Origin of the sequence: Shewanella acanthi (assembly GCF_019457475.1) — a bacterium.
Lineage (GTDB): Bacteria > Pseudomonadota > Gammaproteobacteria > Enterobacterales > Shewanellaceae > Shewanella > Shewanella acanthi.
This window is the reverse complement of the sequence record NZ_CP080413.1, coordinates 1,492,078-1,515,337: the sequence shown is the minus strand read 5'-3', so window position 1 is coordinate 1,515,337 and position 23,260 is coordinate 1,492,078. Positions and strand designations below refer to the sequence as shown.

The 23,260-nt window shown below is 47.1% G+C and carries 16 protein-coding genes, 2 tRNA genes and 2 rRNA genes; 3 read left to right on the top strand and 17 right to left on the bottom strand.

What is annotated here, in order from left to right; genetic code table 11:
* Positions 1-37: 37 nt before the first annotated feature.
* The 5 genes from K0H61_RS06765 to gmhB all read right to left on the bottom strand — a co-directional run bounded on the left by K0H61_RS06765 (position 38) and on the right by gmhB (position 6,297).
* Positions 38-2,930 (bottom strand): 23S ribosomal RNA (locus K0H61_RS06765).
* Positions 2,931-3,199: 269 nt separating this feature from the next.
* Positions 3,200-3,275 (bottom strand) — tRNA-Ala (locus K0H61_RS06760).
* Between the two features lie 43 nt (positions 3,276-3,318).
* A tRNA-Ile gene (locus K0H61_RS06755) sits at positions 3,319-3,395 on the bottom strand.
* A gap of 70 nt (positions 3,396-3,465) precedes the next feature.
* Positions 3,466-5,008, bottom strand: a 16S ribosomal RNA gene (locus K0H61_RS06750).
* Together the 16S and 23S rRNA genes with 2 tRNA genes alongside form the textbook arrangement of a ribosomal RNA operon.
* 731 nt (positions 5,009-5,739) lie before the next feature.
* A complete protein-coding gene (gene gmhB / locus K0H61_RS06745; RefSeq protein ID WP_220051942.1) occupies positions 5,740-6,297 on the bottom strand; it encodes a D-glycero-beta-D-manno-heptose 1,7-bisphosphate 7-phosphatase in 558 nt (185 codons plus the stop codon).
* 296 nt (positions 6,298-6,593) lie between these two features.
* On the opposite strand from gmhB, the gene K0H61_RS06740 reads away from it, so the two are divergent.
* Positions 6,594-7,265, top strand: coding sequence for a GntR family transcriptional regulator (locus K0H61_RS06740; protein WP_220051941.1), 672 nt, complete (start codon positions 6,594-6,596; stop codon positions 7,263-7,265).
* Between the two features lie 89 nt (positions 7,266-7,354).
* Positions 7,355-8,425: a ketoacyl-ACP synthase III gene (locus K0H61_RS06735; protein WP_220051940.1), complete on the top strand. Its 1,071-nt coding sequence runs from the start codon at positions 7,355-7,357 to the stop codon at positions 8,423-8,425.
* Between the two features lie 135 nt (positions 8,426-8,560).
* Here K0H61_RS06735 and K0H61_RS06730 read toward each other — a convergent pair whose 3' ends face one another.
* Positions 8,561-9,181: a lecithin retinol acyltransferase family protein gene (locus K0H61_RS06730; protein ID WP_220051939.1), complete on the bottom strand. Its 621-nt coding sequence runs from the start codon at positions 9,179-9,181 to the stop codon at positions 8,561-8,563.
* 221 nt (positions 9,182-9,402) lie between these two features.
* Positions 9,403-10,398: an NADP-dependent oxidoreductase gene (locus K0H61_RS06725; protein WP_220051938.1), complete on the bottom strand. Its 996-nt coding sequence runs from the start codon at positions 10,396-10,398 to the stop codon at positions 9,403-9,405.
* 237 nt (positions 10,399-10,635) lie between these two features.
* On the opposite strand from K0H61_RS06725, the gene K0H61_RS06720 reads away from it, so the two are divergent.
* Positions 10,636-11,064, top strand: a complete 429-nt coding sequence (locus K0H61_RS06720) for a MarR family winged helix-turn-helix transcriptional regulator (protein ID WP_220051937.1) — start codon at positions 10,636-10,638, stop codon at positions 11,062-11,064.
* Between the two features lie 54 nt (positions 11,065-11,118).
* On the opposite strand, the gene K0H61_RS06715 is transcribed toward K0H61_RS06720, so the two are convergent.
* From K0H61_RS06715 to zipA, 10 genes are all read right to left on the bottom strand, one after another.
* Entirely contained in the window at positions 11,119-11,805 is a 687-nt protein-coding gene (locus K0H61_RS06715) for an exonuclease domain-containing protein (protein ID WP_220051936.1), read from the bottom strand.
* Positions 11,805-13,667, bottom strand: coding sequence for a DUF294 nucleotidyltransferase-like domain-containing protein (locus K0H61_RS06710; RefSeq protein ID WP_220051935.1), 1,863 nt, complete (start codon positions 13,665-13,667; stop codon positions 11,805-11,807). The genes K0H61_RS06715 and K0H61_RS06710 overlap by 1 nt, the downstream gene beginning before the upstream one ends.
* Positions 13,668-13,805: 138 nt before the next feature.
* On the bottom strand, positions 13,806-15,542 hold the full coding sequence (locus tag K0H61_RS06705) for a sodium:solute symporter family protein (protein ID WP_220051934.1): 1,737 nt from the start codon (positions 15,540-15,542) through the stop codon (positions 13,806-13,808).
* A gap of 12 nt (positions 15,543-15,554) precedes the next feature.
* A complete protein-coding gene (locus K0H61_RS06700) occupies positions 15,555-15,821 on the bottom strand; it encodes a DUF4212 domain-containing protein (protein WP_220051933.1) in 267 nt (88 codons plus the stop codon).
* A gap of 461 nt (positions 15,822-16,282) precedes the next feature.
* On the bottom strand, positions 16,283-16,921 hold the full coding sequence (locus K0H61_RS06695) for a thiol:disulfide interchange protein DsbA/DsbL (protein ID WP_220051932.1): 639 nt from the start codon (positions 16,919-16,921) through the stop codon (positions 16,283-16,285).
* A gap of 157 nt (positions 16,922-17,078) precedes the next feature.
* Positions 17,079-17,930 carry a Rossmann-fold NAD(P)-binding domain-containing protein gene (locus K0H61_RS06690; RefSeq protein WP_220051931.1) on the bottom strand — a complete coding sequence of 284 codons (852 nt, stop codon included), beginning with the start codon at positions 17,928-17,930 and terminating at the stop codon, positions 17,079-17,081.
* 66 nt (positions 17,931-17,996) lie between these two features.
* On the bottom strand, positions 17,997-19,202 hold the full coding sequence (locus K0H61_RS06685; protein WP_220051930.1) for an HD-GYP domain-containing protein: 1,206 nt from the start codon (positions 19,200-19,202) through the stop codon (positions 17,997-17,999).
* A 225-nt stretch (positions 19,203-19,427) separates the two neighbouring features.
* The gene (locus K0H61_RS06680; RefSeq protein ID WP_220051929.1) at positions 19,428-19,901 is read right to left on the bottom strand and encodes a DUF2919 domain-containing protein; all 474 of its coding nucleotides are present in this window, start codon (positions 19,899-19,901) and stop codon (positions 19,428-19,430) included.
* Between the two features lie 165 nt (positions 19,902-20,066).
* Entirely contained in the window at positions 20,067-22,136 is a 2,070-nt protein-coding gene (gene ligA / locus K0H61_RS06675) for an NAD-dependent DNA ligase LigA (protein ID WP_220051928.1), read from the bottom strand.
* 94 nt (positions 22,137-22,230) lie between these two features.
* Positions 22,231-23,247, bottom strand: a complete 1,017-nt coding sequence (zipA, locus tag K0H61_RS06670) for a cell division protein ZipA (RefSeq protein ID WP_220051927.1) — start codon at positions 23,245-23,247, stop codon at positions 22,231-22,233.
* Between the last annotated feature and the right edge of the window lie 13 nt (positions 23,248-23,260).

The window sequence follows — 23,260 nt, the reverse complement described above, 5'->3', positions numbered from 1 at the left end:
CTATCTAAGCACGCTTAGTAAAACCCATCTGGGTTGTATGGTTAAGCCTCTCGAGTCATTAGTATCAGTTAGCTCAACGCCTCACAACGCTTACACACCTGACCTATCAACGTCCTAGTCTCGAACGGCTCTTTAGTGGACTTATAGTCCAAGGGATGACTCATCTTGGGGCTCGCTTCCCGCTTAGATGCTTTCAGCGGTTATCGATTCCGAACATAGCTACCGGGCAATGCCATTGGCATGACAACCCGAACACCAGCGGTTCGTTCACTCCGGTCCTCTCGTACTAGGAGCAACTCCCCTCAATCATCCAACGCCCACGGCAGATAGGGACCGAACTGTCTCACGACGTTCTGAACCCAGCTCGCGTACCACTTTAAATGGCGAACAGCCATACCCTTGGGACCGACTTCAGCCCCAGGATGTGATGAGCCGACATCGAGGTGCCAAACACCGCCGTCGATATGAACTCTTGGGCGGTATCAGCCTGTTATCCCCGGAGTACCTTTTATCCGTTGAGCGATGGCCCTTCCATTCAGAACCACCGGATCACTATGACCTACTTTCGTACCTGCTCGACGTGTCTGTCTCGCAGTTAAGCTGGCTTATGCCATTGCACTAACCGTACGATGTCCGACCGTACTTAGCCAACCTTCGTGCTCCTCCGTTACTCTTTGGGAGGAGACCGCCCCAGTCAAACTACCCACCAGGCACTGTCCTCAACCCCGATAAGGGGCCAGAGTTAGAACATCAACACTACAAGGGTGGTATTTCAAGGACGACTCCACGAGAACTAGCGTTCCCGCTTCAAAGTCTCCCACCTATCCTACACATGTAGGGTCAATGTTCAGTGCCAAGCTATAGTAAAGGTTCACGGGGTCTTTCCGTCTAGCCGCGGGTATACGGCATCTTCACCGCAATTTCAACTTCACTGAGTCTCGGCTGGAGACAGCGTGGCCATCATTACGCCATTCGTGCAGGTCGGAACTTACCCGACAAGGAATTTCGCTACCTTAGGACCGTTATAGTTACGGCCGCCGTTTACCGGGGCTTCGATCATGAGCTTCTCTTGCGATAACCCAATCAATTAACCTTCCGGCACCGGGCAGGCGTCACACCGTATACGTCATCTTGCGATTTTGCACAGTGCTGTGTTTTTGATAAACAGTTGCAGCCACCTGGTATCTGCGACTGCCGTCAGCTTAGGGAGCAAGTCCCATCACCAACAGCAGCGTACCTTCTCCCGAAGTTACGGTACCATTTTGCCTAGTTCCTTCAGCCGAGTTCTCTCAAGCGCCTTGGTATTCTCTACCCGACCACCTGTGTCGGTTTGGGGTACGATTCCCGCTAACCTGAAGCTTAGAAGATTTTCCTGGAAGCATGGCATCAACTACTTCAGTCCCGTAGGACCTCGTCATCAGCTCTCAGTGTATAGTGACCCGGATTTGCCTAAGTCACCCACCTACCACCTTAAACGCGGACTACCAACGCCGCGCTAGCCTAGCCTTCTCCGTCTCTCCATCGCAGTTAGCGGAAGTACAGAAATATTAATCTGTTTCCCATCGACTACGCCTTTCGGCCTCGCCTTAGGGGTCGACTCACCCTGCCCCGATTAACGTTGGACAGGAACCCTTGGTCTTTCGGCGAGGGGGTTTTTCACCCCCTTTATCGTTACTCATGTCAGCATTCGCACTTCTGATACCTCCAGCGTGGGTTACCCCTTCACCTTCAACGGCTTACAGAACGCTCCTCTACCGCGCAACCCTAATGGATTGCACCCGTAGCTTCGGTGGTATGTTTAGCCCCGTTACATCTTCCGCGCAGGCCGACTCGACTAGTGAGCTATTACGCTTTCTTTAAATGATGGCTGCTTCTAAGCCAACATCCTAGCTGTCTAAGCCTTCCCACATCGTTTCCCACTTAACATACACTTTGGGACCTTAGCTGACGGTCTGGGTTGTTTCCCTTTTGACGACGGACGTTAGCACCCGCCGTCTGTCTCCCGGATAGCACTCTTTGGTATTCGGAGTTTGCAAAGGGTTGGTAAGTCGGGATGACCCCCTAGCCTTAACAGTGCTCTACCCCCAAAGGTGTTCGTCCGAGGCGCTACCTAAATAGCTTTCGAGGAGAACCAGATATCTCCCGGTTTGATTGGCCTTTCACCCCCAGCCACAAGTCATCCGCTAATTTTTCAACATTAGTCGGTTCGGTCCTCCAGTTGATGTTACTCAACCTTCAACCTGCCCATGGCTAGATCACCGGGTTTCGGGTCTACGCCTTGCAACTAAACGCGCAGTTAACACTCGGTTTCCCTACGGCTCCGCTATTCGCTTAACCTCGCTACAAAACGTAAGTCGCTGACCCATTATACAAAAGGTACGCAGTCACGGTCTCAAGAACCGCTCCCACTGCTTGTACGTATACGGTTTCAGGTTCTATTTCACTCCCCTCACAGGGGTTCTTTTCGCCTTTCCCTCACGGTACTGGTTCACTATCGGTCAGTCAGGAGTATTTAGCCTTGGAGGATGGTCCCCCCATATTCAAACAGGATATCACGTGTCCCGCCTTACTCGATTTCATCAAAGGTTAGTTTTCGTGTACGGGGCTATCACCCTGTGCCGCTGGACTTTCCAGACCATTCCACTAACACCCCTCTGACTTAAGGGCTAATCCCCGTTCGCTCGCCGCTACTAGGGGAATCTCGGTTGATTTCTTTTCCTAAGGGTACTTAGATGTTTCAGTTCCCCTCGTTCGCCTCACTACACTATGTATTCATGTAGTGATAACAGCTTATGCTGCTGGGTTCCCCCATTCGGACATCGTTAGCTCAAATGCTTGTTACTAGCTCGCCAACGCTTTTCGCAAGTTACTACGTCCTTCATCGCCTCTGACTGCCAAGGCATCCACCGTATACGCTTAGTCGCTTAACCATACAACCCAAATGAGTTTCACTTGAATTGTTGCGACCAGCTGGTTTTACTTGTCTCATCTTCGACCAAGAAGATGGACTCGCCTTAGACTTGAATATTCAAGACACTTAAAAAGTGTTTTAAGAACTCAATTTTTTTCGTATTAACACAACGACAGACATCATTGTATTAATTACTATCAGCTTTCCAAATTGTTAAAGAGCGGGCTTAAAAAAGCCAAAGATAATTTTTCAGTTTATCTTTGGCATCTCTAACCAGATTGCAGTAAATGGTGGAGCTATGCGGGATCGAACCGCAGACCTCCTGCGTGCAAGGCAGGCGCTCTCCCAGCTGAGCTATAGCCCCATTTACATGCAGTGCGAGTATCAGATGTCCAACCCTTAAGGATTGGTGGGTCAGAGTGGACTTGAACCACCGACCTCACCCTTATCAGGGGTGCGCTCTAACCAGCTGAGCTACAGACCCATCGTTTACTCTATCTTCTATCAAGTAAATCTGTGTGAACACTCAACAAACATCGAGTTAGTCGTATAGGTAAGGAGGTGATCCAGCCCCAGGTTCCCCTAGGGCTACCTTGTTACGACTTCACCCCAGTCATGAACCACAAAGTGGTGAGCGCCCTCCCGAAGGTTAAGCTACCCACTTCTTTTGCAGCCCACTCCCATGGTGTGACGGGCGGTGTGTACAAGGCCCGGGAACGTATTCACCGTGACATTCTGATTCACGATTACTAGCGATTCCGACTTCATGGAGTCGAGTTGCAGACTCCAATCCGGACTACGACGAGCTTTGTGAGATTAGCTCCACCTCGCGGCTTTGCAACCCTCTGTACTCGCCATTGTAGCACGTGTGTAGCCCTACTCGTAAGGGCCATGATGACTTGACGTCGTCCCCACCTTCCTCCGGTTTATCACCGGCAGTCTCCCTAGAGTTCCCGCCATTACGCGCTGGCAAATAAGGATAGGGGTTGCGCTCGTTGCGGGACTTAACCCAACATTTCACAACACGAGCTGACGACAGCCATGCAGCACCTGTCTCAGAGTTCCCGAAGGCACTAAGCTATCTCTAGCGAATTCTCTGGATGTCAAGAGTAGGTAAGGTTCTTCGCGTTGCATCGAATTAAACCACATGCTCCACCGCTTGTGCGGGCCCCCGTCAATTCATTTGAGTTTTAACCTTGCGGCCGTACTCCCCAGGCGGTCTACTTAATGCGTTAGCTTGAGAGCCCAGTGTTCAAGACACCAAACTCCGAGTAGACATCGTTTACGGCGTGGACTACCAGGGTATCTAATCCTGTTTGCTCCCCACGCTTTCGTGCCTGAGCGTCAGTCTTTGTCCAGGGGGCCGCCTTCGCCACCGGTATTCCTCCAGATCTCTACGCATTTCACCGCTACACCTGGAATTCTACCCCCCTCTACAAGACTCTAGTCGACCAGTTCGAAATGCAATTCCCAGGTTGAGCCCGGGGCTTTCACATCTCGCTTAATCAACCGCCTGCGCACGCTTTACGCCCAGTAATTCCGATTAACGCTTGGACCCTCCGTATTACCGCGGCTGCTGGCACGGAGTTAGCCGGTCCTTCTTCTGTAGGTAACGTCACAGCTGCAAGGTATTAACTTACAACCTTTCCTCCCTACTGAAAGTGCTTTACAACCCGAAGGCCTTCTTCACACACGCGGCATGGCTGCATCAGGGTTTCCCCCATTGTGCAATATTCCCCACTGCTGCCTCCCGTAGGAGTCTGGGCCGTGTCTCAGTCCCAGTGTGGCTGATCATCCTCTCAGAACAGCTAGGGATCGTCGCCTTGGTGAGCCATTACCTCACCAACTAGCTAATCCCACCTAGGTTCATCCAATCGCGGAAGGCCCGAAGGTCCCCTCCTTTCCCCCGTAGGGCGTATGCGGTATTAGCAGTCGTTTCCAACTGTTATCCCCCACGACTGGGCAGATCCCTAGGCATTACTCACCCGTCCGCCGCTCGCCACCTCAGGAACAAGTTCCCTTGTGCTGCCGCTCGACTTGCATGTGTTAGGCCTGCCGCCAGCGTTCAATCTGAGCCATGATCAAACTCTTCAATTAAAAGTTTTTTGTTTAACTCGCGTTAAACGACTCAATGAATTCTGATTTGCTGCTTCGACTCGAAAGTCAAAACAAACTGTACATATTGCTATGAACACTCATTCATTGATTTAATTCTTTGATTACTCGCCAAACGGCAGAGTAATTTCGATTAACTCAACACCTGTGAGTGTCCACACAGATTTACTTGATAAATTGTTAAAGAGCTTGGCTAATTACCTTGAACTCAGTTACTTGAACTTTGTCTTAGCTTTCACCGTTGACCTCACTGGGTCAGTGGATGCGCATTATAGGGATGCCAGATTTTACCGCAACCCCTTTTTTAAGATTATTTGCCAAACTCGGTTTAACTGCACACTTTTTAAACCAAAACGTCATTTCAGCACTCGATTTGCTTAATTTTTAGTCACAAATCATGGCGCAAATGGTTATGCACTGGTGTTTGACGTGAGTGATAGAACCGTTATGTCATAACGTTCACATTTATATACTGGAATCTATACAGCTATTGGCTGCTATATAGTTAGTAAAAAATAGGAAGTAATAAAATTGGAAGTAATAAAGCTCGAAAATAGACGAGAGAGTCAATGAAAGTGAAACAAAGGGCTAAGGATGAGGATGGGGCTGTTCGAAGATAATGGAACCGTAGCGGATATCAACTATGGTTCCTAATATACTCACTTCACTATTTCAGACGTTTTAAAATAAAGCGCAATAGATAGAAATTACGATTACTTCAAGCTCATTAGGAATGCAGGCACATCGACAATACTATCGAGCACGACAGTTGCTTCACTGTCGTCCGCAATGTCTTTGCCACTACAGACTAAAATACGTGTCGGAACGCCTGCGGCTTTGGCGGCGAGCATATCATCGGCTTTATCACCTACCATCACAGAGTGTGACAGGTCGAGTTTGAGGAATTTGGCCGCATCATTTAGCATGCCTGGCTTTGGCTTACGGCAGTCGCAATCCACTTTATATTCGCCGATGCCCTTTTCTGCGTGGTGAGGACAATAATAAATACCGTCTAAGTCGACGCCCTTGTCAGCGAAGTTCCAATCCATCCATTCGGTAAGACTGTGGAACTGATCTTCGCTGTACATACCACGGGCAATACCCGATTGATTGGTGACGACCACCAGCTTATAACCCATTTGCTTTAAGCTTAAGCAGGCGTCAAAGACGCCTTCGATATATTCAAAGTCATCCACCTGATGCACATAACCATGATCTTTATTAATTACACCATCACGGTCTAAAAATACGGCTCGATTGACTGTACCCACAGTACTACTCCACTTACATAAAACATCGCCAATAGCGTCATGGCGCTATTATTCCATCCATTACAAAAAATTGCACCGCGAACTTGTGCATTTCACTCTGCAATAGCGCAAAGCGAATTTAATTGCTATTGAATTTGACTTAAAAACTGCGTTCATTTCCGCCTAAAAGCCCTGCTGGCTTGGAATGTTGTCGGGTATAAGGTCTGGTCTAATCGGTTTTTCCTTTATTTGTGTGGTCTTTAACGGTAATCTTGCCGCGATAACAATAAATCAACTTTAACAATTAGACGGTCAGAATGAGCCCAGCCACACCTATAGTCCACAAAACCCGCACCCAATTAGTCGTAGAAGTGCTGAGGGAAAGAATTCTTTCGGGTGACATAGCTGCAGGGGAACCACTCAGACAAAGCGCCTTGGCTGAAGCGTTAAATGTGAGCCGTATTCCAGTACGCGAAGCATTACTGCAACTCGAAGCCGAAGGTTTAGTTAAATTCGAACCCCATAAGGGCGCCACAGCGACAGAATTGTCCGTTGAACAGGTCACTGAGCTGTTTGAGCTACGTGCCATGATCGAGACCGATCTCCTCGCCAAAGCCATTCCCCGACTACAGGAAGACGATTTAGCCAAAGCAGAGCGCGTACTCGAGCAATTGGAATCGGCCTTCAAGCACGAAGATGCCGTTGCCAGTTGGAGCGAGCTTAATACCCAGTTCCATACCTGTTTGTATCAGGCGGCCAATCGCCCGCACACCATGGAAGTCGTGCACGGCCTCAATACAAACTGCGACCGATATATTCGTTTGCAATTACTCCATGCCGGCGGCATTCCCGCGGCGGAACACGAGCACCGCGAGCTGCTCAACTATTGCAAACTCAAACAAACTGAAAAAGCCACGGCGTTACTGCGACATCATATTTTGCATGCCGCGATGACAATCCGCGAACTTGTCGCCAAACAGGTGGTATAGATCACGGACAGTCTTACATTATACCGATAAGCTTTGTTGTCGATTTAGGCAGCGCTAATGTTCTGCCTTTTTATTTGAGAGAAAACACCATGCAGTACGCCACAATCACAGGTTGGGGAAAATGCGTTCCTCCCGCCACATTGACTAACGATGATCTTGCAACCTTTATCGAAACTTCCGATGAATGGATTAAAACCCGAACAGGGATCAGCCAACGTCATATCAGTCATGTGAATACCTCAGAACTGGCTTCCGTTGCCGCTAAACGCGCCCTGGCTGCAGCAGGTATCGAAGGCAGCGAACTCGATATGATCATTATGGCCACAGCCACCCCAGATACCTTAGTACCGAACATTGCCTCAACCGTACAAGCCAATATCGGTGCAAGCTGCGCCGCTTTCGATATCAACGCTGCCTGTAGTGGTTTCTTATATGGTTTGGGCCTTGCCAGCTCACAAATTAGGAGTGGGCAAAGCCGTAAAGTGCTGGTGATTGGCGCCGAACGCTTATCTTTTTATTTAGACTGGTCACGCCGCGAAACCGCAGTGCTATTCGGTGATGGTGCGGGTGCAGTAGTTGTTGAAGCCAGCGATATTGAAGGCGGCGTATTAGGTTACGAGCTTCATAACGATCCCGATGGGCGTGAATTCCTCAAGACAGGTTTCGGTACGGCGATGGACAGATTCGAAGCGTCGTCACTGGATTTCTATCTGCAGTTCGACGGCCAAGAAATCTTTAAACGTGCTATCCACGGGATGAACAATTTAAGCACTAAAGTCCTCGAGAAGTGTGCAATTGATAAGGATGATGTGGATCTCGTTATCCCACACCAGGCCAACGAACGCATTATCGATACCTTAGTGAGCCGTATGAAAGTGCCGAAGGAAAAAGCCTTCGTCAACATTGCTAACTACGGTAATACTTCGGCTGCGACAATTCCAATTGCGATTTGTGATGCGCTTGAAAAGGGCGTTATCAAACCGAATCAGACTATTTTATCCTGCGCCTTTGGTGCTGGCTTAACCTCCGCCGCATTGTTACTCAAGTGGGGGGAGCGCGTAACGCCAATCGCGGTGAGCGATGCCGAATTACCACCTTGTGAAATGACCGGTATTGAACTGGTAAAACGCGCCGTGGATTATTTTACGAATAAGCAGTAAGCTTCGCGGTTGTCACTTATAAAGCCATCTTCGGATGGCTTTATTGTTTTGCGTGAATAAGTTTTTAGCATTCACCGTATTGGCATCGCTTAATTAAAGCTCGTTATTTATCTCATTCGACTAATTCAAAATGTGCTAAGACTTGAGTTTAATTTCATCCCAATAAATGCCCTGCTTAAACAATCCCGCAAGCTTTTGATTAAGCGCCATAAATCCTTTAATAGATTCCTCATCGCCGGTCAGGCAAAACCACACGAATCGATGGCAATTATTATCGAACAGGTCATAGTCACGGTATTGGTATATAGCTCGCCCCGCCCGCTCGATAACACTCTCATCCGTACTAACGCCAAAAGTTTTTGCAATATCTTCAGCCACCAGTGGTTGATGTCGATGATTACAGGCGATAAAGATTTGACTGCCCGTACGCCCCGCTAAGAATCGCTTTACCGACACCGCTCGAATAAGGCCCGAGCCGTGAAGTTCGACAATACAATCATCATCGAGCCAAATCCCCGTGTGTTCTATCACTCCAAAAACATAGCAACAGACTATCGCGCCGGGAATGGGCGACACGGTTTTAAATCCCTTTTGCCATTGACTCGGAGCAGCTATCAAAGCGGTATTGGCGTTCACCGTTTTCGGCGCGCGCCCAAGTAAGCGATCGTGTTCTAACAGCTTACGTTTATCACGCTCATCGGCAAGCACTAACGCACCAAGCGCTGCGCCGCCCAAATAGAGTAAAGGTAATGGCATATCCACTCCTTCGACGGGATTATTAGGGTTTATCTTCTCCCTTGAAATAGCACGAAAAAGCCCCGTAGACAATGCTCGCAGCCCCGCTTCGATGCCAAATGAAAATCAGCACAAAAAAGTAAAGCCCATTAACCGAGGTTAAAGGGCTTCATCAAATGCTACTTTAGTAGCGGGCTTCGCCTAGATTGGCAATTTAACCCATGCTCAAGCTGAATATTTGTTTATAGCTTAACCAGCATCTTACCTTTGTTTTTGCCTTCAAACAAACCAAGGAAAGCCTCAGGGGCATTGGCAAGACCTTCGTAGACGGTTTCTTCCGATTTCACCTTACCTTCCATCAGCCATTGACCCATTTGCGCAGCAAATTCGTCAAATTGGTCGAAGTAATCAATCACGATAAAGCCCTGTAATGTCAGCTTTTTGATGTTAATCATCATCAGGTTAGATGGACCTGGGATTGGTGAGGCCGCGTTGTAGTCGGCAATCATGCCACAAACAGGAATACGACCGTAATCGTTCATCACGTTTAGTGCCGCTTCTAAATGCTCGCCGCCGACGTTTTCAAAGTACACATCAATACCCTGGGGTGCTGCCGCGCTTAAGGCTTCTGTTAAATTAGTAACCGTCTTGTAGTTAATGACCGCATCCACACCTAAACCGCGCACTAATTCTGCCTTTTCTTCAGATCCTACAGATGCGACAACAGTGCAGCCGTGTAACTTCGCAATTTGGCACACTACCATACCCACAGCGCCAGAAGCCGCTGACACAAATACGGTATCAGTTGGTTTAAGCTTGGCCACTTTCATCAGTCCCGACCACGCGGTGAGACCCGGCATACCAATCACGCCTAAGAAATATTGCTCCGGAATGCCAATTGCAGGCAACAGAGTTAAGTCGGCGCCATCGCTGATAAAATGAGTACGCCAACCACTGATGTTGCTAACTTTTGAGCCAACGGGAAACTTAGGGTTTAAGGATTCGATGACCTCACCAATGGCACCACCTTCCATCACCGCATCGATTTCAAAGGGCGGAATATAGGATTTACGCTCCATCATGCGGCCACGCATATAAGGGTCAACCGACATCCAAGTGTTTTTAATCAGCACTTGTCCCTCTTTCAGCGCAGGAAGTTCAACATCAACTTGCTTAAAGTTGGCCGCTGTCGGCATACCAATTGGACGAGAAGCTAAATGAATTTGATGGCTAATCATGTCATTACCTTTGATATAAACAAGAAAAAATCAACGAGTGCGTTATCGGCAGACCTTAATAAAGTCGAATTGCATTTGTTAGCCTGCAAATAGTTTGCGCACAAATTATATGCGGGTAAATTAACGTGTTCGAATCTAAAATGCAATTCATTAGCCTAAAAATAATTTGTGCACAAACTATCTTGTCCAACTGAATTTTGTTACTCTGCTCGTCCATCAATCATTATGGATAAGCGCATGCCTCAACAACTAGCCGACAATGTGTGTTTTGCCCTCTATACGGCAACCAACTCCTTGGTTAGAGCCTTTCGCCCCATTTTGGATGAATACGATCTCACCTATCCGCAATATATCGTGATGCACTCACTCTGGTATCAAAACGAGGTGAGTTTAAAGGAGTTATCGAACGACACTAGGCTCGATTCAAGCACCCTCACCCCTATTGTTAAACGACTGGAAAACAAAGGATTACTGACACGTAACTTGTCGGATTTAGACGAGCGCAAAAAAGTGATTTCCTTAACGGATAAAGGGTGGCAATTGCAGGTAGAGGCAACAGCACTCACCGAAAAATTGGTTTCACGCTCGAGCATGTCAGCGGACAAAATTGAACAATTGCGTTTACTCTGCCTAGAGCTCGATACAGAACTGTCAAAAGCAGAGTAAAGACACTGAAGCCTAACTTGAAGACGTAAAGCAATCGAATGCTTTAAAGTCAACTTAACCAGAACGCGAAAGCAGCTCAGCGACTTGTGTATCTTCATCATTTCCCATCGCTGCCACCTGTGCGAGTAATAACTCGGCGCAGGCTAAAGCATCGGTTAGTGCACTATGGGCCGAGTAAACCGGCAAAGCATAACGTTCACGGCAGGCGCCTAAACGCAGCATCCCCTCTTTGAGTACCGAATGTTCACGCAATAAACGTGTCCTTTCAATCATTAGGGTATCAATAGTAGGTAAGATCAAACGCGCTTTGAAAATCGCCTGAATATTGTGCTGCAAAAAACGGCTATCGAGGGGGGAATAGTGGGCAACAAGTACACGGCCACGGGTTTTTTCCATAAACCAGACCATAGCTTCTTCGATACTTACCGCATGGGTTAATTCACTGTCGACAATGCCATGAATGGTTGCGCTTTGACCGACACTGCCAGTAATTTGTACTAAACACTGCTCAGCGCCACTTAACTCAATCACACCTTTATTAATCGGAATGAGGCCAATGCTCAAGATCTGATCCTTGATTGGATCAAGCCCTGTCATCTCCAAATCCATTGCCATTAAAGGTGCTACGCGAACAGGTAATTCCAACAATGGTAGAAGGGATTCATAGTAATCCTTAAATTGCGCATGACGGCAGCTCATGGCCTTCAGTGTTAATTTGGCCTTTGCCCACAAAACCGACATCAAAAACTCCGCATAAACTTCATTTTCATTCCCGACTGCGCGTCATGTACCACCTTAAAAGCATCCCGTAATTGGTGGCGAACTAAAGCAGAAATATTTCCGGGTAATAAATAGTTAGTTATCTTAAGTCCTTGAGTATATTGATGACCTTGATTAGATAGACGCATATGACCAATAAATTCGTGGGCATCTGCCAAATTAAGTGCATCCTTGCGGTTAATGATATTTGCATCCATCAATGCGCGGATCCTTTTCGCGGTATTCACCTCTTTTATCCCCGCTGACAATGCGTACACCCTAGCAATATCATTAATCAGCGCACTGCCCTTATGTTTTAAATCGATGCCCTTAACCTCACTGCCGTCACGCTCGAGCACAAATTTACGGAAAAATCCAAGGGGCGGCGATTCCATCAATGAATTCCCCGTCATGCCCGCAAGGAAAATATCGTTATCCCGAGTTTTGGCCAGCACTGGATCCTGCAGCGCATCAAACAGTGACTGTGGTCCATACACTGAGCGCATATCGAAGAAAATACTCGCGTGCATCAGTGCCTTGGGATCGGGAGTTGTCACCCAATTATCAAATACACTTTGCCACGCTTTGAGTGACATCCGCCATTTAGGATTTTGCGCCATAATGTCACCCGGGCAATAGGCATAACCGCATTGGTCTAACCCCGCACACACACCGTGGGTAAGTGCATCAAAATACCCCTTAGCGAAATCGTCCATCTCCTCAGCAACAAGAAGGCCATTATCTTGATCCGAGCAGGCAGCCTGATCTTGCCGTCCTTGGGAGCCGAAGGCCAACCAGCAAAACGCCATTGGCGGTTCACCCAACATTTGTTGATTGAGCACAATTAACCGCCGAGTTAAGGCATCGGTGACCGAGGTCAATACCCGTCCAATTTCTTCTGATCTGGCATCGGCACTAATAAGGTTTTGCAGCAATAACGGTATTTGTTTGCTAACGCTAATCAGACTTGGCACATCCTGTTGACGTTCGATTTCACCAATCAGTAACAGTGGTTGTGAGCCCTGACCACGCAAAATATCCGTGCTGGTCACCATACCAATGGCTTTCACTTCATCAGAATTGAGTTCATCGATGATGGGTAAATGGTGAATATTATGCTCACTCATTAACAGCATAGCCTCGAAAATCAGCGCGTTGGAGGCAATGGAAATCGGTGAGGTTGTCATCGCTTGGTGTACAGCTAGGCTGCCATCTAAGCCTGCGGCTAACACCCGATTGCGCAAATCCTTGTCGGTTAAAATTCCCACAAGCCTGTGATTGTCAGTAACGAGAAGAGATGACACTCGGGCGTTTCGCATGAGGAGAGCTGCTTGAGTTACGGTTGAATGGGCATCGATGCTCACAGGGGCTGATGAGATTAGGGTGCTGATACGGCTAGTTGTAGTGAGGTCTTTGGCCCGAAATCGCACCTCATTACGTAAACGATTGGCAAAAGCGCGGGTAAAAAAACGGTCGAACTCGCGGCTTTCGCCCCGCATCTCATTAAATAGTGTTTGAGGTAAGTGATAAACCAAACTGTCTTCGAGTATCGCGACCCGATTGACCACCTTTTCCCCCGATAATAGCGTCGAAAAACCGAAGAACTCCCCTTCTGCCACCCTATCGACTAATACACCCTCGGGGTCACGTACCTCAAAGGCACCGCTTCTTACCAAATACAATTTAGGGGCTTGAGCATCAAAGGTGACGTAGGCAGTGGCTTTGCTGTAGTAACCAATACTGACAGCTTTAGCACAGCGCAGCAGCTTATCTTCGGATAAGGCGTTAAAGGGATGTATCGATGCTAAAAAGTGTACGACGGGTTGCAGTTCGCTCGCGTTCATAGGCGACACCTTGGCTTAGGTGAATATAAATTGACTATAACCGTTTGGATTAAAAGGCCATATACGACTAAAGTCAGTCCTAAAGATAACAAAAAGGACGCCGAAGCGTCCTTTTACTCAATCACATAAGAATTAAGATTAGTGGCTGCTCGCGCTACCCGCACCTTTAGGGAAACGGATTGACTCAACCATTTCTTGAACATGGACTGGGGTTGCAGCAGTGACTTTACTCACAACAAGTGCCACTACAAAGTTCACGACCATACCAATCATACCGATACCTTCTGGCGAAATACCGAGGAACCAGTTAGCAGAGACGTTAGCCGTTGGGTCTACGAACTTGAAGTAGATGATGTAACCGGCAGTGAACAGTAAACCTGTGATCATACCTGCGATAGCACCTTCTTTATTCATCGACTTAGAGAAGATACCCATGATGATTGCAGGGAACAGTGACGACGCCGCTAAACCGAAGGCGAACGCCACCACCGCAGCCACGAAACCAGGTGGGTTAACACCAAAGTAACCGGCAATCACAATACCTACGCCCGCAGCGATACGCGCAAACATCAGCTCTTTCTTATCAGAAATGTCTGGCATTAGGTTTTTCTTGAGCAGGTCATGGGACACTGATGTAGAGATAACCAATAACAGACCCGCTGATGTTGAAAGTGCCGCAGCTAAACCACCTGCAGCCACAAGTGCAATTACCCATGCTGGTAAGTTTGCGATCTCAGGAGTTGCCAACACAATGATATCGTTGTCGATTTTCATCTCGTTAGCGCTAGTAGCATCTTCCATTTTGCCCTTGGCATAATAGATTTTGCCGTCACCATTTTTGTCATCCCACTTGATAAGGCCGGTTTTTTCCCAGTTTTTGATCCAGTCAGGCGCAGTCTCATAGGCAACACCCTTCATGTCTGGACCATTAATGGTTTCAATCATGTTCACACGAGAAAACGCAGCTAATGCGGGAACGGTTGTGTACATGATGGCGATAAACACCAATGCCCAACCCGCAGAGATACGCGCATCCTTCACTTTAGGTACAGTGAAGAAACGCACAATAACGTGGGGTAAACCTGCTGTACCCACCATTAACGCGCCAGTGATACAGAACACGTCAAAGGTACTCTTAGAACCATCGGTATAGGGGGCAAAACCCAATTCACCAGATAGGTTGTTCAGTTTTTCAAGTAGATACACGCCAGATTCATTACCCGCAGCGTCGACTAACTGAGCACCGAAACCGATTTGTGGAATGATATGGCCTGTCATCATTACAGATAAGAAGATAGCTGGAACCATGAAGGCAAAGATCAATACGCAGTATTGCGCCACTTGCGTGTAAGTAATCCCCTTCATACCACCTAATACCGCGTAGAAGAACACCACGGCCATACCGATGTATACGCCGGTATCCACTTCCACCTCAAGGAAACGAGAGAATACCACGCCCACACCACGCATTTGCCCAGCAATGTAGGTAAAGCAAATGAAGATGGCACAGATGACCGCCACGGTACGCGCCGCTTGAGAATAGTAACGCTCACCAATAAAATCAGGCACAGTGAACTTACCAAACTTACGAAGGTAAGGTGCCATACAAAGCGCAAGTAAAACGTAACCGCCAGTCCATCCCATGAGGTAAACACTACCATCATAACCGACGAAAGACACAATACCCGCAAGCGAAATAAACGATGCCGCAGACATCCAGTCAGCCGCCGTTGCCATACCGTTTACGACGGGATGAACGCCACCACCCGCAACGTAGAATTCCTTGGTAGAGCCTGCACGAGACCAAATTGCGATCCCGATGTAGAGCGCAAATGAGAGCCCCACAATCAAATAAGTTAATCCTTGAATACCCATTTATGTATCTCCTTAGTCTTCATGTACGTTATATTTTTTATCTAAGGCGTTGGCTTTTGCCGCATAGACAAAAATAAGCGCAACAAAGACATAAATTGAGCCCTGTTGTGCAAACCAGAAGCCTAACTTGAAGCCCATAAAATGGATTTCATTGAGTACATCCACAAACAAAATGCCGCAACCAAATGAGACGGCAGCCCATATAGCTAATAAGCCCAAAACGAGACGTAAATTCTCGTTCCAGTAACCTTTTGCTTTATCATTATTTTCAAATGCCATAGCAACTCCCCTGTGCTGATTTATTTTTAAATCTTGTTAAATCTAGCAATAGCATTTGTGACGACAATCACGACCTTAGTCTAAGAGATTGATGCAAACAACTAACAAACAATTATTTAATTAAAATTATCAATTACTTATGAAAATATCTAGATATTGATTTTTTGTTTGTTTTTAAAGCGAGTTAGACGAAGGTCGAACAATTAAAATAACGAAAAACTCATAAATCATGGAATAAGCAAAAATTTAAGGACTAAATATCGGACAAATAAAGATAATTTATGAAGGTGATGAACCCATCACATAGCACTTAAACACAGATTGACGTAAAGAATTGAATTGCACTTTTACAAAATGACAAAAAAATAGCCCAGAATAACTCGGGCTATTTTTAAAGGGATTGGGAAGCACTTTTAACGATTTTAAAACTGACTTCTCAAAAATATCGGCTTAAATTGGCGTTATTTTTTAGCGGCAAGGAATTTTACTAGTTCAGCCAGCTCCTCTGGGCTGCGGGAGGTGCCTTTTAACATATAACGACCGTTCACTAACAGGCTTGGAACCCCTTTGATTCCCGCCAGTTCTGCCTGGGAGTTGTAATTCATAAGCGTAAACTTAGCATCTACCGACGCCATCGCCGCATCAATGTCTTTAGCTTGCGCGCCTTGGGCAAGGAAAAAAGCTTTAACTTGATCAGGAGTCGTAAATTGCTCACCCTTTTCATGGATTTGTTTAAAAATCGCCTCATGTACTTGCGTGGTCATTTTCAGCTTTTGCGCCAAATAGTATGCCAGCTGACTTAACTCCCACGCAGGGCGCCCAGCCCCTACAGGGGTACGCTCAAACTTTACACCCTTACCGAGCAGTTTTACGGTCGCCGCGACAATGGGCTCCTGCCTAAAACAGTGTGGACAGTTATAGGAAAAGAACTCCCTTAACACCGGCTGTTCTGCCTCAGTAATCCCTTTTACAATGTCATAATCTTTGCCTTCTTCAAAGGTCGCCGCCTGAAGGGCAAAGCTCGCGCTGAGCACCAAGCCACAGGTCAACACAGCGAGAGGACGAACGAAATTAGACACACTTTTCGCTACATTAAACATAGTTTCTCTTCTTATTTTTACGGTAAATTTTCAATCAACAGTTAAAGCCTGCGCTATCAGTTAGATAACAGCATCATGGGCAACAAGATACCTTAAATTCGGTTACTTGACCTTCAACATTTGTTAACTTTTATCCTATGACTAAAGCTGCCATCGACTAACAGGCGGCAAGCATCTCAAGGGGAGAAGCAAAACGGTAGCGAAAGTGAAGATCGGCCTGAAATGCTTCACTGCTAATGATTTTACTTGGCATTTCTACCTGATTAAAGGTCGGAGCGATTAAGCCTAAATCTTCGGCTGCCTGGGTATAAAACTCGGCGCGAGTTGGATGCTGCGGGGCGCAGACATTATAAATAGCCGCCACCGGTATGCCCTGTGCTTTGGCCTCGATAATCTGAGTCACCGCTGCCACACAATCCTCAATATGTACGAGATTAACCGCAGCATTCCCACCGGACACATCGGTTTTACCGGCAAAGAAGCGACCAGGATGACGTTTAGGGCCCACAAGTCCCGCAAAGCGAACCACACAGGTTTCAGGCTTTCCGCCAAACAGCGCTTCGGCATCAAGCAAGATCTGCGCGCTTTGCGATTCAGCCCTCGCATCCGCTTCTGTCATCGTTTTAGATTCGGTGGGATACACGCCCGTGGTACTGATAAAGATGATACCTTGGTATTGACGGTTTTGGGTGAGTGCGAGTAACAGTTTAAGTTCATTAAGATAATTGCTGTTACCCTGTTTGAGCCTTGGGGGAATATTGACGACCAGAAAATCTGTCTCAAAGAGTCCTGATAATTGTGCAAGGTTGGGAATAACATCAGCGTCTTCACCTAATTGCAATTGATAGGCATCAATGCCGACATCCCTCAACGCTGTTAGGCTGTCGAGTTGTTGTTTGGCACCTGTAACCCTAAAGCCCTTTTCGACCAAATGCTTTGCGAGGGCAAAACCAAACCAACCACAACCGACAACTGCAACACTTTTCTCTGCTACCTGTATTTGTTCCATTAACCTAACCTATTTGTCCTAAATGAAAATCTTAGTCGTAAGGATACGGAACTCTACTTCCTAGGTTCAAGGCTGGAGCGAACTAAAATAAAAACTAATGCCCTTATCGACCTGTAAAGTACGAATCGCCCCTTCGGTTAACTCATCGAAGCGCAGGGTCTTTTGTACCGTTACCCCCTCGTCAATTAAAAATCTTAATGATGCTTCACTGCCATCGGCCTTACAGGCCCAAACCTGTGGTTGACTCACTTCCTTGGTGGTCATGATCACCTTAGCCACACTGTCATCGGAAAGTAACACTATGGTTCCAGGGGGATAGATCCCAAGGATCTTAACTAACACGGCAATTAAGGCTTCGGAATGTTTAGAAGCACGGTTTTTAAAGAGATAGCCTAGGGCAATTTGAGGAGAGGTATTTTCTTGTCCAGTTAACTGATGGTCATAGTCATTAGCAAGGCTAACTATTTGAGTGACCATGGGAATTTTATTACCCACTAAACCATCGGGAAATCCAGAACCGTCAATAAATTCATGGTGATGCAACACGATATTGAGGACTTCTTTAGGAAACAGCCCCGAGCGGCCCATCATCTCATTACCAAAGTTGGGATGCATTTGAAGGTAATTTGCCTCATGGGTCGTTAAGGCTCCACGCTTGTTGCGTATAATATCGGGGACTTTTAACTTGCCAATGTCGTGGAATAAACTCCCTAGGGCGATATCCCGCAAATCCTTGGCAGGTAAATCGAGGGCTTGACCAATCATCATCCCAAGCACTGCAACTGACATACTGTGCTGGGTAACGCTGACATTTTTCTCATCCATCCCTACTAAGGTCAAAAACGGTTTTTCTATTTCCTGCAAATGCCCGAGTAAGTTTTCGACTAATTCAGAAGAGAGACGATATGCCCCTTCAGGATCACTGACAATTTTGCCAAACGCACTACGACAATGATTAACACCCTCTAAAAATCGTTTTTGACTCAAACGCATGGCTTTTCGGGTATCGGCTTTTAAATCTCTTTGTAGGGGTAATTCTTCAATTGCTTCCACGGGCGCGAGTTCTTCGTCAATGACTTCCTCACTCACTTCACCGGAAAGTAAATAAACGAAAGGCACGCCGAGTCCGCGGATCATTTCAATTTGGGCGGCACTGTTAATATCAACCCGATTCCACAGAAAAGGATGCTCAGTCCAAGACAATGGCAGTTTTACCCGCATTCCCAATTGGAGTTCAGAAAGCTGTAATTTTTTTTGTGCCGCTTTTGTCACTCAATATGACTCCTTTCAAATGCACCTTCGCACGGGCAACCGCCCCAAACTGCTGTATTACATTTAAGCTAAGTACATATAACTATAGATGATTCTATAAAATCAGTAGGCAATGGTAAAAAAATGCTTACTAAAATGAGTGATATTACACAAAAAATTTACATATAAACAGGTGTTAAAAATATCCATTTAATAACAATCACATAAAACAGTATAGAGGCCTGATTAATTACGATCGTCCTTCGGCCAATCGTTCAGGTAATACGAAAGCCTTTTCGATTGCAGAATATACATACAAGACCAGAACAGCACTAAAGCATCGAGCGCCAAACTCCAATGGAATAAAAACTGACCATGGTATAATCGTTGCCACAACAAAGCCGCATCGACAATCAGCAACAATCCAAGCCCCAACCGAAGCTGTGTAAACATGGGACGAACCCAACTCGGGGCGCGTCGACGCTCGGCAAGCACCATAAAATAGAGGACAACCGCCCCCGCACCTGCGGCCAGCGACATTATAAAGTCGGACTTTTCGGGGTAAAACAGCCTGACTAACTCGGAACGATCTGAGGCTTGGGTAAGTGATGCAACAAAAATACACCAGCCACGGGCAAGGAAGGCCAATATGGCATACAAAAATATCGGCGGTTTGATATGGCCTTTATCATCAAGCCAAGTGATGTGACTGAAATTCAACAGCAATCCATTTAGTAAAACTCACGTTATGTTAACTAAATGGTGACATAACGCTAAATTTCAATGGCTCACAGATGAAATCATGCAACTAAGTCGGACGCAATTTTAAATAGAAAATAGCAGCCCCGCGATGCAGGGCTTAGAACAATGTGCAAATGTGCCTAATTAGCGGTTTGCCGCTAACAGGGCCAATAACTCATCCTCCCCCATCACCATAATGCCCAGTTCTTGGGCTTTCGCAAGTTTAGAACCCGCGGCTTCACCGGCAACTAAACAGTCAGTATTTTTGGAAACGCTACCCGCAACTTTAGCACCTAAGGCCTGTAACTGCGCCTTGGCATCGTTACGATTAAGCTGGTTTAAGGTACCGGTTAATACCCAAGTTTGGCCCTTTAATGGCTGCGCATCTTCATTTGGTGCTTCAATCGCAGGCCAATTAACGCCCGCCGTAATCAGCGCATCGATAACCTCTAAGTTGTGGGGCTGGGCGAAAAAATGCGCCACATGCTGCGCCACAACTTCACCAATATCTTCAACCTCCATTAACTGCTCGATGTTAGCCACTCGCAGCGCATCTAAGCTACCAAAGTGACTGGCTAGATTAGCAGCCGTAGCCTCTCCCACCTCACGGATTCCAAGGGCATAGAGGAAACGTGGCAAGGTGGTGGTCTTAGCCGCGTCGATGGCAAGGGCTAGGTTCGTCGCTGACTTCATTCCCATTCGATCAAGCATCGTCATCATAGAAGCGGTTAACTTGAAAAGATCCGCAGGGCTTTGCACCAACTCTTTATCGATAAGCTGCTCGACGATTTTATCGCCCATACCATCGATATCTAATGCCTTACGGGAAGCAAAATGTTTGATCGCTTCTTTTCGCTGCGCCTCACAGAAAAGGCCGCCACTACAACGGGCAACCGCCTCACCTTCGATTCGCTCTACTAAACTGCCGCAAACAGGACAGTGTTGCGGAAAGGCAATGGCCCTTGCATCTTCAGAACGGCGCTCAGGGACTATCGCCACGATTTGCGGGATAACATCGCCGGCGCGGCGAATAATCACAGTATCGCCAATCATGACACCTAATCGCTCGATTTCATCGGCGTTATGCAATGTCGCGTTCGATACAGTCACACCGCCAACAAACACTGGCCTTAAGCGAGCAACCGGGGTGACGGCACCCGTGCGGCCGACTTGAAAGTCGACATCCTCGAGTAGCGTCATCTCTTCTTGAGCGGGAAATTTATAGGCAATCGCCCAGCGCGGCGATTTCGCCACAAATCCTAAGGTTTGCTGCTGGGCAATATCATTCACTTTCATCACTACCCCATCGATTTCGAAGGGGAGATCGCTTCGTCTAGTTAAAATATCCTGATAATAAGCAAACACTTGGCTTAACTCATCGCAAACTTTGATTTCGCTACTGACGGGTAGACCCCAAGATTTAAGCTGCTGCAGCTGCTCATAATGGGTTTGGCCAAGTTCATGGGTTGTCGGCTCAACCACGCCTAATGCATAGGCATAAAATGACAGCGAGCGCGAGGCAGTAATTTTACTGTCAAGCTGGCGTAAACTGCCCGCAGCCGCATTACGCGGATTTACAAAAAGCTTTTCATTCTTTAAACGTGCACGCTCGTTTAACGCCTCAAAAGCCGCCTTTGGCATAAAAGCCTCACCGCGTACTTCAACCAGTTCAGGGTAATCGTCGCCACGCAGCTTAAGTGGGATTGATTTAATGGTTTTAACGTTTTCGGTAATATCTTCGCCCACAGTGCCGTCGCCACGGGTCGCTGCGCGCTCAAGGACACCGTTGCGATACAAAATACTCACGGCTAAGCCATCGAGTTTGGGCTCACAGCAAAAACTCACCTCACCCGCCCTATCGCTGACCCTTTTGTGAAACGCGGTAAAATCTGCTTCATCGAAGGCGTTATCCAGACTGAGCATGGGTTTTAAATGGGTGATTTGCTCAAACTTCGCTAATGCCATACCGCCGACGCGTTGGCTTGGCGAATCAGCCTGCACGTATTGAGGAAACTCGGTCTCAAGCTGCTTAAGCTTTTGCATCAGACGGTCATATTCAGCGTCGGTAATGCTTGGCGCATCATCGACATAATAACGAATGTTATGCTCGTTTAGGGACTGACTCAGCATCTCAATCAAAGGCTGTACATTGTCTGAGGTAATCTCTTGATTAAGGCGTTCAGAAAGGCGTTTATCGAGTTGAGTGTCTTGCATAGTGTTTTCCAGAAGTCTTAAGCAATAATTTTGTACAACAAATGAGGCCGCATTTGCGGCCTCATTGGTTTAACACCGCTACTGGCGGTATCAATTAAGCATTAGCGCGGATACGGTGTAAATAATCTTGTTTAGTAAATTCGCCCCAGGGCTCACGTTGTCCATCGAGTACCACGGCATCGATATCATCTGCTAATTGGCGTGCAGAATTGAGCATAATGGAGAAGTTCATTAGGGCATCACCGTAGCAAGGTAAGGTCATGAAAAACACCACGCCTTGAGTACTAAACTGCTCCATATTGTCGGGGTCAAAAATGCCAGGTTTAACCATATTGGCAATTGAGAACAACACCTTACCGTTACCTGCGTTGTCAACATGGCGATGGAAAATATTCATGTCACCATATTTAAAGTTCAAGGATAAAAAGCAAGGTAATAACTCAGCACCGTTAAGCTGTTGACCGTCTTTAGCGACCACGTGCAGCACTAGCACATCCCTAGGTTCACCTAATTCGTCCTCTGGGGTCGCAGCATTTTGCTGAACAGGCACAGTTTCTTCATGGGTTTCGGGCTCATCGAACAACCCTGTTTGCGTTGGCATATGAGCCTGCTCCTGTGCTGCGCGCTGGGCAACCATGGCTGCATGGGACTGACCCATCTGATGTTGTAACACTGGCTCCTGGCGTGAAGCTTTAGGGCCGCGGTGCTGCTCTTTAGGGCTTGGCGCCTCTAGGCTGAAATCGGGCTCGCTATCATCTTGTTGCATATCCGTAGCCCCCTGATAGAGAGGCTTTATTTCTGTGTGGGGCTCAACCTTTGGCTCAGGTTTAGCCTCTTGCTTTAAATAGGGATTAAATGCTGGCGTTTCAGTCGCTTGTGGCTCACTCGCTTTGCGAACACGTACCGCGCCAATGCCATCGGCATCAAAACCGTCCGCGTCGACTCGTTTAGGGGCATCGCCGCGCTCGGACTGCTTTTTATAAAAATTGCCCATCGGGCTATCTTTCAAAGACTTAGGTTGTTGTCTTCTGATTGACCAAAATCCATGCACCAGCACAGCAACTATGGCTATGGCGCCTAAAACAAACAGAACTAGTTGCAAATCTTCCATTGGTTACCCTGTC

Coding starts and splice junctions, on each gene's coding strand:
- K0H61_RS06700 (WP_220051933.1), bottom strand. CDS start 15,821: ATGGCATTTGAAAATAATGATAAAGCAAAAGGTTACTGGAACGAGAAT.
- K0H61_RS06715 (WP_220051936.1), bottom strand. CDS start 11,805: ATGTCGGTTTTGTGGGCAAAGGCCAAATTAACACTGAAGGCCATGAGC.
- K0H61_RS06725 (WP_220051938.1), bottom strand. CDS start 10,398: ATGATTAGCCATCAAATTCATTTAGCTTCTCGTCCAATTGGTATGCCG.
- K0H61_RS06705 (WP_220051934.1), bottom strand. CDS start 15,542: ATGGGTATTCAAGGATTAACTTATTTGATTGTGGGGCTCTCATTTGCG.
- K0H61_RS06710 (WP_220051935.1), bottom strand. CDS start 13,667: ATGAACGCGAGCGAACTGCAACCCGTCGTACACTTTTTAGCATCGATA.
- ligA (WP_220051928.1), bottom strand. CDS start 22,136: ATGCAAGACACTCAACTCGATAAACGCCTTTCTGAACGCCTTAATCAA.
- K0H61_RS06730 (WP_220051939.1), bottom strand. CDS start 9,181: ATGCCATTACCTTTACTCTATTTGGGCGGCGCAGCGCTTGGTGCGTTA.
- K0H61_RS06735 (WP_220051940.1), top strand. CDS start 7,355: ATGCAGTACGCCACAATCACAGGTTGGGGAAAATGCGTTCCTCCCGCC.
- K0H61_RS06695 (WP_220051932.1), bottom strand. CDS start 16,921: ATGTTTAATGTAGCGAAAAGTGTGTCTAATTTCGTTCGTCCTCTCGCT.
- K0H61_RS06690 (WP_220051931.1), bottom strand. CDS start 17,930: ATGGAACAAATACAGGTAGCAGAGAAAAGTGTTGCAGTTGTCGGTTGT.
- K0H61_RS06720 (WP_220051937.1), top strand. CDS start 10,636: ATGCCTCAACAACTAGCCGACAATGTGTGTTTTGCCCTCTATACGGCA.
- K0H61_RS06740 (WP_220051941.1), top strand. CDS start 6,594: ATGAGCCCAGCCACACCTATAGTCCACAAAACCCGCACCCAATTAGTC.
- zipA (WP_220051927.1), bottom strand. CDS start 23,247: ATGGAAGATTTGCAACTAGTTCTGTTTGTTTTAGGCGCCATAGCCATA.